Annotated in this window: 17 protein-coding genes; 8 read left to right on the top strand and 9 right to left on the bottom strand. The window is 68.5% G+C overall.

The window, feature by feature from the left end; genetic code table 11:
- Positions 1 to 67 precede the first annotated feature (67 nt).
- A complete protein-coding gene (locus A5702_RS10555; protein ID WP_068220469.1) occupies positions 68 to 1261 on the top strand; it encodes a CoA transferase in 1194 nt (397 codons plus the stop codon).
- A gap of 4 nt (positions 1262 to 1265) precedes the next feature.
- Here A5702_RS10555 and A5702_RS10550 read toward each other — a convergent pair whose 3' ends face one another.
- The 6 genes from A5702_RS10550 to A5702_RS10525 form a co-directional block, all read right to left on the bottom strand.
- The gene (locus tag A5702_RS10550; protein WP_055399136.1) at positions 1266 to 1706 is read right to left on the bottom strand and encodes a response regulator; all 441 of its coding nucleotides are present in this window, start codon (positions 1704 to 1706) and stop codon (positions 1266 to 1268) included.
- Positions 1703 to 3229, bottom strand: coding sequence for a sensor histidine kinase (locus A5702_RS10545; RefSeq protein WP_156669564.1), 1527 nt, complete (start codon positions 3227 to 3229; stop codon positions 1703 to 1705). Before A5702_RS10545 ends, A5702_RS10550 begins: the two co-directional genes overlap by 4 nt.
- Positions 3230 to 3300: 71 nt before the next feature.
- Positions 3301 to 4491, bottom strand: coding sequence for a PP2C family protein-serine/threonine phosphatase (locus A5702_RS10540; protein WP_068220463.1), 1191 nt, complete (start codon positions 4489 to 4491; stop codon positions 3301 to 3303).
- A 138-nt stretch (positions 4492 to 4629) separates the two neighbouring features.
- The gene (locus A5702_RS10535) at positions 4630 to 5799 is read right to left on the bottom strand and encodes an acyl-CoA dehydrogenase (protein ID WP_067815552.1); all 1170 of its coding nucleotides are present in this window, start codon (positions 5797 to 5799) and stop codon (positions 4630 to 4632) included.
- A 19-nt stretch (positions 5800 to 5818) separates the two neighbouring features.
- A complete protein-coding gene (gene purE / locus A5702_RS10530) occupies positions 5819 to 6331 on the bottom strand; it encodes a 5-(carboxyamino)imidazole ribonucleotide mutase (RefSeq protein ID WP_068220460.1) in 513 nt (170 codons plus the stop codon).
- Positions 6324 to 7553 carry a 5-(carboxyamino)imidazole ribonucleotide synthase gene (locus A5702_RS10525; RefSeq protein WP_082956019.1) on the bottom strand — a complete coding sequence of 410 codons (1230 nt, stop codon included), beginning with the start codon at positions 7551 to 7553 and terminating at the stop codon, positions 6324 to 6326. The genes purE and A5702_RS10525 overlap by 8 nt, the downstream gene beginning before the upstream one ends.
- Before the next feature lie 97 nt (positions 7554 to 7650).
- Here A5702_RS10525 and A5702_RS10520 point away from each other — a divergent pair, with 97 nt between their 5' ends.
- Complete coding sequence (locus tag A5702_RS10520) at positions 7651 to 8310, top strand: GtrA family protein (RefSeq protein WP_055405325.1); 660 nt, start codon at positions 7651 to 7653, stop codon at positions 8308 to 8310.
- Here A5702_RS10520 and A5702_RS10515 read toward each other — a convergent pair.
- From A5702_RS10515 to A5702_RS10505, 3 genes are read right to left on the bottom strand one after another with little or no spacing between them, the layout of a single operon-like run.
- A complete protein-coding gene (locus A5702_RS10515; RefSeq protein WP_068220453.1) occupies positions 8265 to 8783 on the bottom strand; it encodes a PH domain-containing protein in 519 nt (172 codons plus the stop codon). The genes A5702_RS10520 and A5702_RS10515 overlap by 46 nt on opposite strands.
- A 10-nt stretch (positions 8784 to 8793) precedes the next feature.
- Positions 8794 to 9600 carry a biotin--[acetyl-CoA-carboxylase] ligase gene (locus tag A5702_RS10510; RefSeq protein ID WP_068220450.1) on the bottom strand — a complete coding sequence of 269 codons (807 nt, stop codon included), beginning with the start codon at positions 9598 to 9600 and terminating at the stop codon, positions 8794 to 8796.
- A gap of 33 nt (positions 9601 to 9633) precedes the next feature.
- Positions 9634 to 11175: an MFS transporter gene (locus A5702_RS10505; RefSeq protein ID WP_068220504.1), complete on the bottom strand. Its 1542-nt coding sequence runs from the start codon at positions 11173 to 11175 to the stop codon at positions 9634 to 9636.
- 240 nt (positions 11176 to 11415) lie between these two features.
- On the opposite strand from A5702_RS10505, the gene A5702_RS10500 reads away from it, so the two are divergent.
- From A5702_RS10500 to A5702_RS10475, 6 genes are all read left to right on the top strand, one after another.
- A complete protein-coding gene (locus tag A5702_RS10500) occupies positions 11416 to 13065 on the top strand; it encodes an acyl-CoA carboxylase subunit beta (RefSeq protein ID WP_068220448.1) in 1650 nt (549 codons plus the stop codon).
- A complete protein-coding gene (locus A5702_RS10495; RefSeq protein ID WP_068220446.1) occupies positions 13062 to 13310 on the top strand; it encodes an acyl-CoA carboxylase subunit epsilon in 249 nt (82 codons plus the stop codon). Before A5702_RS10500 ends, A5702_RS10495 begins: the two co-directional genes overlap by 4 nt.
- Entirely contained in the window at positions 13307 to 13948 is a 642-nt protein-coding gene (locus A5702_RS10490) for a nucleoside triphosphate pyrophosphatase (protein ID WP_068220443.1), read from the top strand. Before A5702_RS10495 ends, A5702_RS10490 begins: the two co-directional genes overlap by 4 nt.
- 154 nt (positions 13949 to 14102) lie before the next feature.
- Entirely contained in the window at positions 14103 to 15524 is a 1422-nt protein-coding gene (locus tag A5702_RS10485) for a serine hydrolase (RefSeq protein ID WP_068220440.1), read from the top strand.
- 38 nt (positions 15525 to 15562) lie between these two features.
- On the top strand, positions 15563 to 16474 hold the full coding sequence (locus A5702_RS10480) for a class I SAM-dependent methyltransferase (protein ID WP_068220437.1): 912 nt from the start codon (positions 15563 to 15565) through the stop codon (positions 16472 to 16474).
- Positions 16475 to 16627: 153 nt separating this feature from the next.
- The gene (locus A5702_RS10475; RefSeq protein WP_068220434.1) at positions 16628 to 17557 is read left to right on the top strand and encodes a class I SAM-dependent methyltransferase; all 930 of its coding nucleotides are present in this window, start codon (positions 16628 to 16630) and stop codon (positions 17555 to 17557) included.
- Positions 17558 to 17567: the final 10 nt, after the last annotated feature.

Below are 17567 nucleotides of genomic sequence, written 5' to 3'. Positions count from 1 at the left end.
CCCCCTGAATCGGCTGCCGGCCGACACGGGTTACCTTTGCAGCGCACCACGGCACGGAAGGCCACCCATGGCAAACAGCACCCCCGCCAAGCCACTTGACGGATTCCGGGTACTCGATTTCACCCAGAACATCGCCGGGCCGCTGGCCGGGCAGGTGCTGGCCGACCTGGGCGCCGAGGTGATCAAGGTCGAGGCGCCGCTGGGCGAGGCGGCCCGGCAGATCACCGCGGTCCTGCCCGGGCGCCCGCCGCTGCCCACGCTGTTTCTGCCCCACAACCGGGGCAAGAAGTCGGTGGCGGTGGACCTCACCGACGACGAGGCCAAGCAGCAGATCCTGCGGCTGGTCGACACCGCCGACGTCGTGCTGGAGGGTTTTCGCCCCGGCGTGATGGAGCGCATGGGCCTGGGACCCGACGACTTGCGGGCCCGCAACCCCCGGCTCATCTACGCGCGCCTGTCGGCCTACGGCGGCAACGGTCCGCACGGCAGCAGGCCCGGCGTCGACCTGATGGTCGCCTCGGAGTCGGGCATGTCCACCGGCATGCCGACGCCCACCGGCAAGCCGCAGATCATCCCGTTCCAGCTCGTCGACGCCGCCAGCGGTCACGTGCTGGCCCAGGCGGTGCTGGCCGCCCTGCTCAATCGCGAACGCCACGGGGTGGCCGACGTGGTGCGGGTCGCCATGTACGACGTCGCGGTGAACCTGCAGGCCAGCCAGCTCACCATCCATTTGAACAAGCCCAGCGCGGCGCACAAGCCGGACGCCGCGCCAAAAGCCAAGAAACGCAAGGGGGTTGGCTTCGCCACCCAACCGTCCGACGCGTTCAAGGCCGCCGACGGCTACCTCGTGATCAGCGCGTACGTGCCCAAGCACTGGGCGAAGCTGTGCGAGCTCATCGGCCGGCCCGACCTGCTGACCGACGAGCGGTTCGTCGACCAGCGTTCGCGCGCAATGAATTACCCCGAGTTGACCGACGAGCTCGAGTCGGCGCTGGCGGCCAAGACCGCGGCGGAATGGGTGGCGCTGCTTCAAGAAGGCGGCCTGATGGCCTGCCTGGCGTACACCTGGAAGCAGGTGGTCGACACCCCGCTGTTCGCCGAGAACGAGCTGGCGTTGCGGGTGGGCAGCGGCGACGACGCGATCACGGTGGTCCGCATGCCCGCGCGCTATTCGAGCTTCGACGCGGTGGCCACCGATCCCCCGCCCGCGCCGGGGCAGCACAACGACGAGTTCCTCACCGCGCCGCAGGCGGCGCCGTAAGCCGTCACAGACTGGGCAGGCGCACCACCTGAACGAAGAACTCGTCGATCTGCCGTACCGCCTTCATGAACTGGTCCAGGTCAACGGGTTTGGTCACGTACGCGTTTGCGTGCAGCTTGTAGCTGCGCAGGATGTCCTCCTCGGCCGAGGACGTGGTGAGCACCACCACCGGGATGCGGGCCAGGTCCGGGTCCGACTTGATCTTCTCCAGCAGCTGGCGGCCGTCGTACTTGGGCAGGTTCAGGTCAAGCAGGATGAGGTCGGGCCGCGGCGCGTCCTCGAACTGGCCGCGTCGATAAAGGTAGTCGAGGCCCTCCTCGCCGTCGTGCGCGACGTGCAGCCGGTTCTTGAGCTTGTTGTGCTCGAACGCTTCTCGCGTGATGAGCTCGTCTCCCGGGTCGTCTTCGACGAGCAGGATGTCGATGGCTCTACCGTCGGATGTCACTGATGCGCTCCTTCCAAAGCGTCTGAGTCTGCTTGCTCTGCGGCTGCGGGCATGGGGAGGGTGAACTCGAACCGGGTGCCGTCGGTGCGGGTGGTGTCGATCCGGATCGTGCCGCCATGGTGCTCGACGATCTTCTTGACCAGCGCGAGCCCGACGCCGGTCCCGGCGTACACGTCGCGGCCGTGCAGGCGCTGGAAGATGACGAAGACCTTGTCGGCGAATTCCTCGGGGATGCCGATGCCGTTGTCCGACACGCTGATCACCCATTCGCCGTCGCGACTGCCGGTGCCGGCTTCGCATTCGATGACGACGCGTGGCCGGCGATCCTTGTGCCGGAACTTCACCGCGTTGCCAATGAGGTTCTGCCACAACATGGTCAGCAGCATCGGGTCGCCCTTGATCTGCGGAAGACGCTCCGGGCGCACGATTTCGGCGTCCGACTCCTCGATCGCGGTGGCCAGATTGGCGATGCCGGAGTCCAGCGTCGTGTCGAGTTCCACGTCGGCTTCCGTGGTGCCCAGCCGGCCCACGCGCGAGAAGGTGAGCAGATCGTTGATCAGCGCCTGCATCCGTTTGGCGCCGTCCACCGCGAAGCCGATGTATTCGATGCCGCGCTCGTCGAGCTGGTCGCCGTAGCGGCGCTCCAGCAGCTGGCAGAACGAAGCGACCTTGCGCAGCGGCTCCTGCAGGTCGTGCGACGCGACGTAGGCGAATTGCTCGAGTTCGGTGTTGGACCTTCGCAGTTCGGCGGCCTGCTCATCCAACTGCGCCTGGGCCGCACGCGATACTTCCAGTTCCTCGACCATCCGCTTGCGCATGTTGTCCACGTCGAGCGCCATGTCGCGAACGTCCTTGGGCCGCTTGGGCGGCGCGATGTTCTCCTCGAAATTGCCGTTGGTGATCCGCCGGCACGCCGCGGCCAGCGCCGCGAGCGGTCGGGCGACGGTGTCCCGGATCAAGAATCCCAGCAGGGCGGCGGTGACGAAGAACAACAGCACCATCGCGAAGAGCGCCCGGTCGCGCCACGCGTCGGTGCGTTTGAGGTCGCCGGCCGCGGCCGCCCGCGCCGCGGACAGGTTGGCATTCTGCTTGTCGAAAAGCGTTCGCAGATGGTCGAATTGGGCCTTGCCGCGTTCCGCGGACGGTTTGTTCGTGACGTTCTTGCCGTTGGGGATCACGTCGGCGATCACCGGTTCGGCATAGCTTGCGCGCCAGTTGCCCGCGGCGTTCTCGATCGCGTCCAGGTCGCCGATGAGGTCGGGCCGCTGACCCAGCCGTCGCCGGATCTCTTCCGCCGCGGCCTGTTCGGCGTGCTGCCCGTCGTAGTACGGGGTCAGAAACTGCCGATCCCCGGCGATCAGATAGCCACGGATGCCCGTCTCCTGGTCGCGCAACGCGGCCTGCAGCTCGAAGGCCGCCACCCGCGCAGGCTGGATGTTGTCGACGAGCTGGTGCGTCATGTCGTCGGTGCGGTTCAGCAGCAGCGCGCCGACGACCGCGCCGGCCAGCACCATCACACCCATGCTGATCAGCACGACGGCCTGCCACCCGCGCACGGTGAGCTCCGAGAGACGCAGGCCGCGCAACGTCGCGGTCACGCGGTGGTCCTTTCGATCCGCAGCACGGCGATGTCGTCGGTGAGCCCGCCGTGGGACTGGGCGAGCCCCTGGGCGCCGTCGATCAACGCGTCGACGAACTCCGGGCCGGCCTTGTCCGCGTGCGCCCGGGCCAGCTCGAGCAGGCCGTCCTCGCCGAGGCGTTGGTTGCCGCGTCCGGCGTAGCCCTCGAACAGCCCGTCGGTCAGCAGCAGCAGGCCCTGCCCCGCCGGCAGGTCCATCTCGTAGCGGGGCCAGTCGTCGGCGCGCAGCCCCAGGGCCGGGCCCCCCGGCGGCTCCACCCATTCGACGGTCCCGTCGCGCTGCAACAGCATCGCCGGGTGGCCGGCGCGGATGGCGGTGATGCGCGGGCCGTCGGCCGGGATCTCGAGGCCGAGCACCGTCGCGAAAACCCCTGTGCCCGTTCGCTCGGAGTGCAGCACCCGCTCCAGCTGACGCATCAGATCCACGCCGTGCACACCGGCGAAGGTGAGCGCGCGAAATGCGATCCGCAGCGCCGCGCCGAGCGCGGCCTCGTGCGGCCCGTGGCCGGCGACGTCGCCGATCAGGACGTGGACCACCCGGTCGGGCGTCTGGACGACGTCGTAGAAGTCGCCACAGAGCAACGCATTCTCCCGGCTGGGCCGGTACCGGGCGACGATGTCGACCCCGGGGTGGTCCAGCAGCAGGGGCGAGGGCAGCAGGCCGCGTTCCAGCAACGCGTTCTCGCGGGCACGCAGCTGGGTCGCGTGCAGGTCGGCGGCGATCAGCTCCGCGCGCTTGCGCTCGATCGCGTACAGCAGCGCCCGGCGCAGCATCTCGGGCTCGACGCGGCCCTTGACCAGGTAGTCCTGCGCGCCCGCCGCGACCGCGGAGGCCCCGAAGTACTCGTCGTTCAGCCCGGTCAGCACGACGATCGGGACGGTGGCATCGCGCTGGGCGATGCGGTCCAGCGCGTCGATGCCGTTGGCGTCGGGCAGGTGCAGGTCCAGCAGCACGCAGTCGGGGCGGGCGGACGCCAGCTCGCGCTCGGCGTGCGCCATCGACTGCGCCCACACCACCCGGATGTCGGCCAGCGCGTCGGCGATCAGTTCCTCCACCAGCAGGGCGTCGGCACGGTCATCCTCGACCAGCAGCAACGACAGGGACTGCCAACTCGCCGCCGGCGTCACGGGAGCGCCCGCGGGCATCAAATCCCGGTCACCCGTCGACGCGCAAAGGAAGTCGCGCTGTTCACTTCGACCCCCCTGGCTGCGGAACGACCCATCTGGACGACTCTACGGTGGCCGTACGGCCCGAGAGCGGTTAACCGCCGGAGATCCTATAGGTCAACGCAGCAACGCCCGCGACATGACCACCCGCTGAATCTGGTTGGTCCCCTCATAGATCTGGGTGATCTTGGCGTCGCGCATCATCCGCTCCACCGGGAAGTCGACCGTGTAGCCGGCGCCGCCGAAGAGCTGCACCGCGTCGGTGGTCACCTCCATCGCCACGTCGGAGGCCCAGCACTTGGACGCCGCGGAGATGAACCCGAGGTTGGATTCGCCACGCTCGGCGCGGGCGGCCGCGTGGTACACCATCAGCCGGGCGGACTCGAGCTTCATGGCCATGTCGGCCAGCATGAACTGGACGCCCTGGTTGTCGCTGACCGGGCTGCCGAATTGCTTGCGGTCCTTGGTGTATGCGATGGCGGCGTCCAACGCACCCTGGGCGATGCCGACCGCCTGGGCGCCGATGGTCGGCCGGGTGTGGTCCAGCGTCGCCAGCGCGGTCTTGAAGCCGGTGCCCGGCTCGCCGATGATCCGGTCCCCCGGGATGCGGCAGTTCTCGAAGTACAGCTCGGTGGTGGGCGAACCCTTGATGCCGAGCTTGCGCTCCTTCGGGCCGACGGTGAACCCCTCGTCGTCGGCATGCACCATGAACGACGAAATGCCGTTGGCGCCCTTGTCCGGGTCGGTCACCGCCATGACCGTGTACCAGCTCGACTTGCCGCCGTTGGTGATCCAGCACTTGGCGCCGTTGAGGATCCAGTCGTCGCCGTCGGCCTTGGCCCGGGTCCGCATCGAGGCCGCGTCGCTGCCGGCCTCCCGCTCGCTCAGCGCGTAGGACGCCATCGCGGTGCCGTCGGCGATCGACGGCAACACCTGCTTCTTCAGCTCGTCGGAGCCGCGCAGGATCAGCCCCATGGTGCCCAGCTTGTTCACCGCGGGAATCAACGACGCCGACGCGTCGACGCGCGCGACCTCCTCGATCACGATGCACGCCGCCACCGAATCGGCGCCCTGGCCGCCGTACTCCTCCGGGACGTGCACGGCGTTGAAGCCCGACGCGTTCAGCGCCTCCAGCGCCTCGTCCGGGAAGCGCGAGTTCTCGTCCACATCGGCGGCGTGCGGGGCGATCTCCTTCTCCGCCAGCGCGCGGATCGCCGCCCGCAACTCGTTGTGCTCCTCGGGCAACTGGAACAGATCAAACGTGGGGTCTCCGGCCCAACCAGCCATCCTGGCCTCCTCTTTGCTACTAGCCGGTAACTTTACCCTGGCGCTGCTGCAGCGCCTCATCCTTGGCCCGCACGGCCTCGGCCAGCTGCTCTTGGAAGTCGGCGATCCGCGCCCGCAGCGCGGGGTCCGACGAGCCGAGGATGCGCACGGCGAGCAGGCCCGCGTTGCGGGCGCCGCCGATCGAGACCGTGGCCACCGGGACGCCCGCCGGCATCTGCACGATCGACAGCAACGAGTCCAGGCCGTCGAGCCGGCCCAGCGGCACCGGCACGCCGATCACCGGCAGCGGGGTCGCCGACGCGACCATCCCGGGCAGGTGGGCGGCGCCGCCGGCGCCGGCGATGATCACCTCGAGGCCGCGGCCGGCCGCGGTGCGCGCGTAGTCGAACATCACCTGCGGGGTGCGGTGCGCCGAGATCACCCGGACCTCGCTCGGGATGTCGAACTCGGCGAGCGCCTCGGCGGCGTCGGCCATCACCGACCAGTCGCTGTCGCTGCCCATGATCACCCCGACTCGCGGGTTGCTAGTCATGCGGATCCCATCCGTCCGTCCAAATCCCGTGTGACAACCAGTGTGCCGCGAGCTCGGCACGCTCCCGCAACGCGGGCAACTCCGCCACGTCGGTGCCGAGGAAATTGATGTGCCCGACCTTGCGGCCGGGCCGTTCCTCCTTGCCGTACAGGTGGACCCGGGCGTCGGGCATCCGCGCGAAGAGGTGGTGCAACCGCTCGTCGACGCTCATCGCCGGGGCGTCCCGCGCGCCCAGCACGTTGGCCATCACGGTCACCGGCGCCAGCGCGTCGGTGTCGCCGAGCGGATAGTCCAGCACCGCGCGCACGTGCTGCTCGAACTGGCTGGTGCGCGACCCGTCCATGGTCCAGTGGCCGGAGTTGTGCGGCCGCATCGCCAGCTCGTTGACCAGCAGCTCGCCGTCGACCGTCTCGAACAACTCGACCGCGAGCACCCCGACGACGCCGAGCTCGGCGGCCAGCCGCAGCGCCAGCTGCTGGGCCTCGGCGGCCCGCGCGGGCGCCAGCTCCGGCGCGGGAGCGATCACCTGCACGCAGATCCCGTCCCGCTGCACGGTCTCGACAACCGGCCACGCCGCGCCCTGGCCGAACGGCGACCGGGCCACCAGCGCCGACAGCTCGCGGCGCAGGTTCACCTGCTCCTCGGCCATCACCGGCACCCCGTCCCCCAGGAAACTGGCCGCGATCTCGCGGGCGTGCGACGGGTCGCGGGCCATCCGCACCCCGCGGCCGTCGTAACCGCCGCGGACCGCTTTCACCACCACGGGGCCGGCGATGCGCCGCGCGAAGGCGTCCAGTTCGTCGACGCTACGGATCTCGGCGTAGCGGGGCACCGCGGCGCCGAGGGCCTCCATCCGTCGCCGCATGACCAGCTTGTCCTGAGCGTGCACCAGCGCCTGCGGCGGCGGCGCCACGTTGACGCCCTCGGCGACCAGCTTGTCCAGCAGTTCGGTCGGCACGTGCTCGTGGTCGAACGTCAGCACGGTGGCCCCGGCCGCGACCCGGCGCAGGTCCTCGAGGTCGGCGTGCGAGCCGATCACCACGTCGGGCGTGACCTGCGCGGCCGACTCGTCGCGCGCGGTGGCCAGCACCCGAAGCGTCTGCCCCAACGCGATCGCGGCCTGGTGGGTCATCCGGGCAAGCTGGCCGCCGCCGACCATGGCGACCAACGGCGCTGCTGCGGGGGCGCCCCCCGCCGGGGGTGTACTCGGCACGGCGTTCATGGTGTCACGGCGCGCGCGGTGTGTTGACCGGCGGTGACACCGAATCGTTATGTACGATTTTGCGTCGATTTTGTGTCCGTCCGTACACTGACCACTTGTGCCCTTCGCCGAAGCCGCAATCGAGCGTATGCCCGGGTTTATTCAGCCCTATTTGCTGCGCCACCACGAACTGATCAAATTCGCCATCGTCGGCGGCACCACGTTCGTGATCGACTCGGCGATTTTCTACACGCTGAAGCTGACAATTCTGGACTACAAGCCGGTCACCGCGAAGGTCATCGCCGGCATCGTCGCGGTCATCGCGTCCTACGTGCTGAACCGGGAGTGGAGCTTCCGCGATCGCGGCGGCCGCGAACGTCACCACGAGGCGCTGCTGTTCTTCGCGTTCAGCGGGGTGGGGGTGCTGCTGTCGATGGCGCCGCTGTGGTTCTCCAGCTACGTTCTGCAGCTGCGCGAGCCGACGGTGTCGCTGACCGTGGAGAACATCGCCGACTTCATCTCCGCCTACATCATCGGCAACCTGCTGCAGATGGCGTTCCGCTTCTGGGCGTTCCGGCGCTGGGTGTTCCCCGACGAGTTCGCGCGCAACCCCGACAAGGCCCTGGAATCCGCCCTCACCGCCGGCGGCATCGCCGAGATGCTCGAGGACGAGATCGAGGGCGGCAACGTCACGCTGCTGCGCGCCTGGCGCAACCGGGCCGGCCGGTCGGCTCAGCTGGGCGACTCGTCCGAACCGAGGGTGTCGAAGACTTCGTGATACAGCAGCGCGTGCACCTCGCGCAGCCGCGGAATGTCGTAGAACTCCAACGGATCCTGTGACGCCGATTCGATAATCAGTGTCCCGGTGCGAAACATCCGTTCGGTGATCCGGTCGCGGAATTCCACGCTGTTGATCCGCGCCAGCGGAATATCGATCCCGGTGCGGGTCAGCACGCCGTGCCGAAACATCACCCGCCGGTTGGTCACCACGAAATGGGTGGTCAGCCAGGTCAAGAACGGCCACAGCGTCAGCCAGCCGACGATCACCAGCCAGATGCCCCAGATCACCCCGTAGATGATGTTTTTGGCCAGCTGCCCCCAATGCGTCGAGTTGAGGTACCCGGACCCGAACGACGCGAGCGCGGTGACCAGCAGCAGGGCCACGACCGGCCAGATCAAGCGCTTCCAGTGCGGGTGGCGGTGGACGATCACCTGTTCGCCGGCGGCCAGGACGTTATCCGGGTAGCTCACCCGCCCGAAGCTACCGCAAATGCACCACGTCACCGGCCGAAACGACGACGGTTTGGCCGCCGGCCTCGATGCACAGCCTGCCCTGGTCGTCGACCGCGGTCGCGGCGCCGACGATTTCCTTGCCGCCCGGCAGGTGCGCCCGCACCCGGGTGCCGACGGTCAGGCTGCGCGCCCGATAGTCGGCGGCCAGCGCCCAGTCGGCCCCGCGTGCGGCGCGCCAGGCCACGATCCGCCGGCCCAGCTCGGACAGCAACCCGGACACCAGCCGGGTCCGGTCGGGCGCCGGCACGCCCAGGTCGAGCAGCGAGGTGGCCCCATCGATGCCGGCTGGAGCCTCAAACACGTTGAGCCCCAAGCCGATAACCACTACCGGCCGCGCCACCTCGGCCAGGATGCCCGCGAGCTTGCCCGGGGGGTCACCCGCCAGCACGTCGTTGGGCCACTTGAGCCCCACCGGGACGCCGGCGAGCAGCGGGGCCACCGCGTCGACCACGGCCACCCCGGTGGCCAGCGGCAGCCAGCCCCAGCCGGCCGTCGGCACGTCGACGATGCTGACGCCGACCGACATCGTGATCTGCGCCCGCGGGGCGGCCGACCAGCCGCGGCCGTGCCGCCCGCGCCCGGCGGTCTGGTGCTCGGCGATCAGCACGGCCCCGGCCACGTCGGTGCCCGACGCCGCTTGCGCCAGCAGGTCGGCGTTGGTGGAGCCGGTGTGTTCGACGACGTCGAGCCGGCGCCAGCCGAGTCCGGTGCCGATCAGCTCGGCGCGCAGCGCGCTCTCGTCCAGCGGTGGCCTGAGCTGATCCCCGTCTGTCATCGCCTGTCCCCCATATCCATCACGGCCAGTTGGCTAAACAACATGTCCGTCCAGATCGCCGTGGCCGCGCGGAAACCGCCTCCAACCAAGCATGAAGCCTGCCGTGAGCAATGCCGCCCCGCCGGCGACCGCCGCCCGGACGCCGCCGATGAAGTCTTTATCGGCGACGCGCACGACCAGACGCTCCTGCGCTGACGTCATTGGGTGGCTCGGCCCGATATTTGCGGGGTGGGCGGACGGATTCGCGCCCTTCACCACGGCCGCGATGACCGCTTTGCGTTCGACGGGGTCGGCGATGACGGGGTCCAGCCGGGTCGGCAACGTCGCGCTTAGCCAAACCGCGAGGACGGAGCCGAAAAGTGCGACGCCGAAAATGCTGCCCAGCGACCGCTGCAGATTGATCAGGCCGGCACCCATACCGGCTCGGTGATCGTCAACCTCGGTCATCGCCAGCTGCACTAGTGGCGTGGCACAGCCGCCATACCCCGCGCCGAATAGCGCCAGCCCCATGATCACCACGGGCATCGCGCGGCCGATGCCGGCCGCGAACAGCGCCAACCCGATGATCGATGCCGCCAGAAAGACCAGCGCCGGCAGCCGTGGGCCCCAACTTTCTACCGCTCGGCCGGCCAGTACGCTCGCGACCCCGAATGCCACCGGGACCGGCAACAGCAACAGACCCGCGTGCACGGGCGAGAACGTGCGGACGTTTTGGAAATGCTGGGTGGCCACCATCAACAGTCCAAAAAAGCTGGATGCCACCAGGAAGTAGACCAGCAGCGCCGACCTGTACACCGGCCGGGTGAGCAAGTGAAGATCGATCAACGGGAATGCCGCGCGGCGTTCGTGCCGAACAAACAGCCAGAGCAGCACGACAGCCAGCAGCAGCGTCGTCCCTACGACGGCAAGTTCCCGATGCATGCGCGGGACCTCGATCAGTCCGTAAGCGATCATTGCGATCGCGGGGGCGAACATCAACTGACCCGGCCAGTCGGGTTGGGTCGGGTCGGGATCCCTGGACTCGGCGACAGCTACCAGCGTGAGGAGCCCGACGATTGCCCCCATCGGGACGTTCACCGCGAAGACGCTGCGCCATCCGAGGTCCTGGACTAGAAACCCGCCCAGCGCCGGGGAAACCGCCGCACCGACACTCCCGATGGCCATCCAGCCGGCAATCGCCCGCGCCTTCAATCCCGGGTCGGGAAACGCGTGACTGAGCAGGGCGAGAGACAACACCGAAATGAACGCCGCCCCAACGCCCTGAACGATGCGCGCCACCGTGAACAGTCCAAGGCTCACCGGTAGCGCGCACACCACGGAGGAGCCGACGAACACCGCGAGCCCGATCAGAAAACCGCGCTTGCGACCGTACCGATCACCCAGCAAGGCACAGCTCATCAGCACGGCAGCCATACCCAGGCTGTAGCCTGCGACCGCCCACTGAAGACCTCGCTCACCCGCCTTGTACGCCGCCTGGATGCTGGGCAGCGCGACGTTGACGACGTTGACGTCCACACACACGGTGAAGATTCCCAGCCCGGCCGCGACCACCGTCATCCGCTGGCGCGCCGTCATCGCCGGATGGACACGCTGCACCCCGGTCATTGCGACAAGCTTCTCGCGACGGGTTCGGGACGGTGGCCCATCACGCCCTCCTTGGACACAGCCCGGGTGGTAGCCCGATTTTGGCGGTGTTGACGATCGCCGCGCAGCTAATTTGCTCTTCTCGGCCGACTTCGGCGGCATTGGCCTACCACGTACACGGGCGGGCCCTTCATTCGGAGACGGGGTAAGCCGCCGCTAAGCTCGACTCCCATGACGAGCGTTACCGACCCCTCTTCTCATACCGCGGAGCCCGCAGCCGAACACACCATCGACATCCACACCACGGCGGGCAAGCTCGCCGAGCTGCACAAGCGCCGGGAAGAGTCGCTGCACCCGGTGGGTGAAGAGGCCGTCGACAAGGTGCACGCCAAGGGCAAGCTGACCGCCCGCGAGCGCATCTACGCCCTGCTGGACGAGGACTCGTTCGTCGAGCTCGACGCGCTGGCGCGGCACCGCAGCAAGAACTTCGGCCTGGAGAACAACCGCCCGCTCGGCGACGGCGTGGTCACCGGTTACGGCACCATCGACGGCCGCGAGGTGTGCATCTTCAGCCAGGACGCCACCGTGTTCGGCGGCAGCCTCGGTGAGGTGTACGGCGAGAAGATCGTCAAGGTCCAGGAGTTGGCGATCAAGACCGGCCGCCCGCTGATCGGCATCAACGACGGCGCCGGCGCGCGGATTCAGGAGGGCGTCGTCTCGCTCGGCCTGTACAGCAAGATCTTCCGCAACAACATCCTGGCATCCGGTGTGATCCCGCAGATCTCGCTGATCATGGGCGCGGCCGCCGGCGGGCACGTCTACTCCCCCGCCCTGACCGACTTCGTGGTGATGGTCGACCAGACCAGCCAGATGTTCATCACCGGGCCCGACGTCATCAAGACCGTCACGGGCGAGGACGTCACGATGGAGGAGCTCGGTGGCGCCCACACCCACATGGCCAAGTCCGGCACGCTGCACTACGTCGCCTCCGGCGAGCAGGACGCCTTCGACTGGGTGCGCGACCTGCTGAGCTACCTGCCGCCCAACAACGCGACCGACCCGCCGCGCTACGCCGAGCCCGTCCCCGAGGGCGCCATCGAGGACAACCTCACCGACGAGGACCTCGAGCTGGACACGCTGATCCCGGACTCGGCCAACCAGCCGTACGACATGCACGAGGTGATCACCCGCATCCTCGACGACGACGAGTTCCTCGAGATCCAGAACGGCTACGCCACCAACATCGTCGTCGGATTCGGCCGCATCGAGGGCCGCCCGGTCGGCATCGTGGCCAACCAGCCCACCCAGTTCGCGGGCTGCCTGGACATCAACGCCTCGGAGAAGGCGGCGCGGTTCGTGCGGACCTGCGACTGCTTCAACATCCCGATCATCATGCTGGTGGACGTGCCGGGCTTCCTGCCGGGCACGGGTCAGGAATACAACGGCATCATCCGGCGCGGCGCCAAGCTGCTGTTCGCCTACGGCGAGGCCACCGTTCCGAAGATCACCGTCATCACCCGCAAGGCCTACGGCGGAGCGTACTGCGTCATGGGCTCCAAGGACATGGGCTGCGACGTCAACATCGCCTGGCCGACGGCCCAGATCGCGGTGATGGGCGCGTCGGGCGCCGTCGGCTTCGTCTACCGCAAGCAGCTGGCCGAGGCGGCCAAGGAGGGCAAGGACGTCGACGAGCTGCGGTTGCAGCTGCAGCAGGAGTACGAGGACACGCTGGTGAACCCGTACGTCGCCGCCGAGCGCGGATACGTCGACGCGGTGATCCCGCCGTCGCACACCCGCGGCTACATCGGCACGGCGCTGCGCCTGCTGGAACGCAAGATCAGCCACCTGCCGCCGAAGAAGCACGGGAACATCCCACTGTGAGCAACGGAAACGATTCCCAGACAACAGAAACCGCGCACGAGCCGCACATCCACGTGCTCAAGGGTCACCCCACCGACGAGGAGCTGGCCGCCCTGGTCGCCGCGCTCGGCGTCGTCGGCGGGGGCGTGCCCGAACCCCGCGAGCCCGAGCCCACCCGCTGGGGGCTGCCGGTGGACCGGCTGCGTTTCCCGATGTCCAACTACCAGCGGCTCACCATGCAGCAGATGACGCACATGAGGCATTGACCCGCCTGGTCCTGGGCTCGGCGTCGTCGGGTCGCCTGAAGGTGCTGCGCCAGGCCGGCGTCGATCCGCTGGTCGTGGTTTCCGGCGTGGACGAGGACGCCATCGTCGCCGGGCTGGGGCCCGACGCCGCGCCGGCCGAGGTGGTGTGCGCGCTGGCGACGGCCAAAGCCGAGCGCGTGGCGGGCGAGCTGGACGCCGCGGAAGCCGCGGATTGCGTTGTCCTGGGCTGTGATTCGATGCTTTACCTCGACGGCGAGCTGTGCGGCAAGCCCGGGTCCCCCGACGCCGCGGCGGCCCAGTGGCGCCGCATGGGTGGCCGGTCCGGCCGGCTGCACACCGGGCACTGCCTGCTGCGGCTCAGCGGTGCCGCGATCACCCACCGTGAAGCGCAATCCGCTTGCACCACAGTGCATTTCGGCACGCCCACGGACGCGGACCTGCGGGCGTACGTCGCCGCCGGTGAGCCGCTGCACGTGGCCGGCGGGTTCACCCTGGACGGGCTGGGCGGCTGGTTCGTCGACGGCATCGACGGTGACCCGTCCAACGTGATCGGCGTGAGCCTGCCGCTGCTGCGCACGCTGCTGGCGCGGGTCGGGCTGTCGGTGGCCGCGCTGTGGGCGGCCAATCCGCTGGGCTAGCCGCTCGGGCCCACGCCGGCTGGTCGGGCAATGGGGCCCCAAGCGGGCCAACCTAATCCAGGGCCCAGCGCGCCGAGTTGGACTATATTGATCGCCATGCGGACGATACCGCCGAAGCCCAAGACAAGCTTTCCGCGCTAGTTCGAATCCGCCGATGACCTCGACAGAATCCAGGGACCACGCAGATCTCGGCGCAGCGTTCGACGAGCTCGATGCCAAGATCAACGCGGGCATGACGGCCCATGCGATTCCGGGCGTCGCGGTTGCCGTCTGGGCCGGCGGCCAGGAATACGTCAGGGGCTACGGGGTCACCAATGTCGACCACCCGCTGCCCGTCGACGGCGACACGATTTTCCGAATCGGTTCCACCACAAAGACTTTCACGGGCACCGCGTTGATGCGGCTGGTCGAGCAGGGCCAGGTGGACCTGGATTCACCCGTGCGCCGCTACCTCCCGGACTTCGCGGTGGCCGACGAGTCGGCCAGCGCCGCGGTGACCGTGCGCCAACTGCTCAACCACACCGGGGGCTGGGACGGCCGCAACGGCCAGGACTTCGGGCGCGGCGATGATGCGGTGGCGCGCTACGTCAACGCGATGACACGTTTACCGCAGCTGACCCCACCGGGAACCGCGTTCGCCTACAACAATTCGGCTCTCGTGGTCGCGGGCCGCATCATCGAGCTCGTCACCGGGACAACCTACGAGTCCGCGGCGCAGGCACTGGTGCTCGACCCGCTGCAGCTGCCCCACACCCGCTACTTTTCCGATGAGATCATCGGCCTGAACGTGGCGGCACCCCACAAGGTGGTCGACGGCAAACCGGTGGTCGATACCGGCTTTTGGGCATTCCCACGCAGCTGCAACCCCACCGGTGGCTTGATGTCCACAGCGCGAGATCAACTGCGCTACGCACGGTTCCACCTCGGCGACGGCACGGCGCCCAACGGCGAGCAGATCCTGAGCCGACGGTCGCTGGAGGCGATGCGCTCGAACCCGGGCGCGGGCGGAACGCTTTTTGTCGAGCTGACCGGGATGGGCGTGACCTGGATGCTGCGGCCCTCCGCACAGGATGTCACCGTCGTCGAGCACGGGGGCACCTGGAAGGGGCAACGCTCCGGTTTCGTCATGGTGCCCGATCGCAACTTCGCCATGACCGTGCTGACCAATTCCGATGGCGGATTCCATCTGATCAACGAACTCTTCGCCTGCGACTGGGCGCTGCGCAGGTTCGCCGGGCTCACCAACCTGCCCGCCATCCCGCTGCACATGGACGCCGCCGACCTGGAGCCCTACGAGGGCCGCTACATCGCCGAGCAAGTCTCCCAAGACGGCACCATCGAGCAGACGGTCATCGACTTCCGGGCCAGGGACGGCCGGCTCGCCGGCACCATGGACATCGTCGGTGCCGAGCCGTATAGCGTCAAACTGGGCCTGGCCTTCTACCGGCCCGACTATGGGCTCGACCTCGGCCCCGACAACCAGCCCACCGCCAGTCGATCCAACTTCGCCCGCGGACCGGACGGCAACATCGCCTGGTTCTGCAGCCAACACGGGCGCCTGTTCCGACGGCAATAGCGCGGCGCCGACGAATCCAGCGGGGCTAAGGTGGGCTGATGTCGCGCACGGACGACGACAACTGGGATCTGGCGTCCAGCGTGGGCGTCACCGCGACCATTGTCGCGGCCGGGCGCGCGATGGCCACCAGGGACCCGCGTGCTTTGATCGACGACCCGTTCGCCGAACCTCTGGTCCGCGCGGTGGGCCTGGATCTGTTCACCAAGCTGATGGACGGCGAACTCGACATGTCGGCGATCGCGGACGTCTCACCGGCCGTGGCGCAGGCGATGGTCGACGGAAACGCGGTGCGCACGAAGTACTTTGACGACTACTTCCTCGACGCCACGGCTCGGGGTGTTCGGCAGGTGGCGATCCTCGCGGCCGGGTTGGACGCCAGGGCCTACCGGCTGCCATGGCCGACCGGAACGGTGGTGTACGAGATCGACCAGCCTTCGGTGATGGAGTTCAAGACGACGACCCTGGCGGACCTGGGCGCCGAGCCTTCCGCTACTCGGCGCGCCGTGCCGATCGACTTACGCGCCGATTGGCCAACGGCATTGCAAGTCGCCGGCTTCGACTCGGCGGCACCGACGGCGTGGCTGGCCGAGGGGCTGCTGATCTACCTGAAGCCGGACGACCAGGACCGGCTGTTCGACGACATCACCGCACTCAGCGCGCCCGGGAGCATGGTCGCCACCGAATTTGTATCCAGCATCGTCGATTTCGGCGCTGATCGAGCGCGGACCATTTCCAACCCATTCCGCGACCACGGCGTCGACGTCGACCTGGCTTCGTTGGTCTACACCGGCCCGCGCAACCACGTCCTGGACTACCTCGGCGCCAGGGGTTGGCAGCTCGAAGGCGTACCGCTGGCAGAACTGTTCCGGCGCAGCGGCCTCGACGAGCCCGCTGCCAACGACGACGACACCGTCTTCATCAGCGGCAGCCTGACCGGCCAGCCACGGTAACCAAACCCCGCGTCCCCCGATCAGGGGACGAAGCGTTCATCACCATTGCGGGCCGATCGGCGGAGTTCCGCGAGGCCGAATCTTCCTAAATTCGAAGTGTCCAAACTCGGCAGTCCCTCAGCCGGGGAGATCCCACGCCAGAAAGGCGGAACTGTGATGCGCAAAGACGGCGACAGCTGGGATCTGGCCAGCCATGTCGGCGCGACCGCGACGCTGGTCGCCGCGGGCCGCGCCCGGGCCACCAATTCGCCCGAGCGGTTGATCGAGGACCCGTTCGCCGAGCCGTTGGTCCGGGCGGTGGGTGTCGAGTTCCTTACCAAGTGGGCCACCGGGGAGCTCCGCGCGTCCGACGTGGACGAGCCCGAAGCGGCCTGGGGTCTGCAGCGAATGACGACCGATTTGGTGGCCCGCACGCGCTATTTCGATCACTTCCTTACCGACGCGACGGCCACCGGAATTCGGCAGGTGGTGATCCTGGCGTCTGGGCTCGACGCGCGGGGCTACCGACTGCCGTGGCCGTCGGGCACGGTGGTGTTCGAGATCGATCAGCCGGACGTGCTGCGGTTCAAGGCCGAAACGCTGGCACGGCTGGGCGCGGAGCCCACGGCGCAGCTGCGGATGGTGCCGGCCGACCTGCGCGACGATTGGCCGGCCGCGCTGCTGCGTCGCGGATTCGACCCGGCGTTACCGACCGCCTGGATCGCCGAAGGATTGTTCGGTTACCTCCCCCCGGAAGCTCAGGATCGCCTGCTGGACAACGTCACCGGTCTCAGCGCGCCGGGAAGCCGGATGGCCATCGAGGCGTTCGTGGGGTCGGCGGAGCTGGACTCCGGGCGGGTCCAAGAGATGATCCGCGGCGCGACTCGCACCTGGCGCGAGCATGGATTCGATCTGGACATCTGCTCGCTGAACTATCCCGGGGCGCGCAACGAGGTCTCCGGCTATCTCGACAACCGCGGGTGGCGGTCGACGGGAATCACGGCCGCGCAGCTGCTGGCCGATCACAACCTGCTCGGGACGCCCGGCGATGAGAACTCGCCCTCCGACAAGCCCAGCTACTACACTTCGGTTCTCGCTGCATAAAGGGGAACAC

This window comes from Mycobacterium sp. E3339, assembly GCF_001666915.1.
GTDB lineage: Bacteria > Actinomycetota > Actinomycetes > Mycobacteriales > Mycobacteriaceae > Mycobacterium.
Note: the sequence above shows the minus strand (reverse complement) of the source record. Positions and strands in the feature narration are given on the sequence as shown.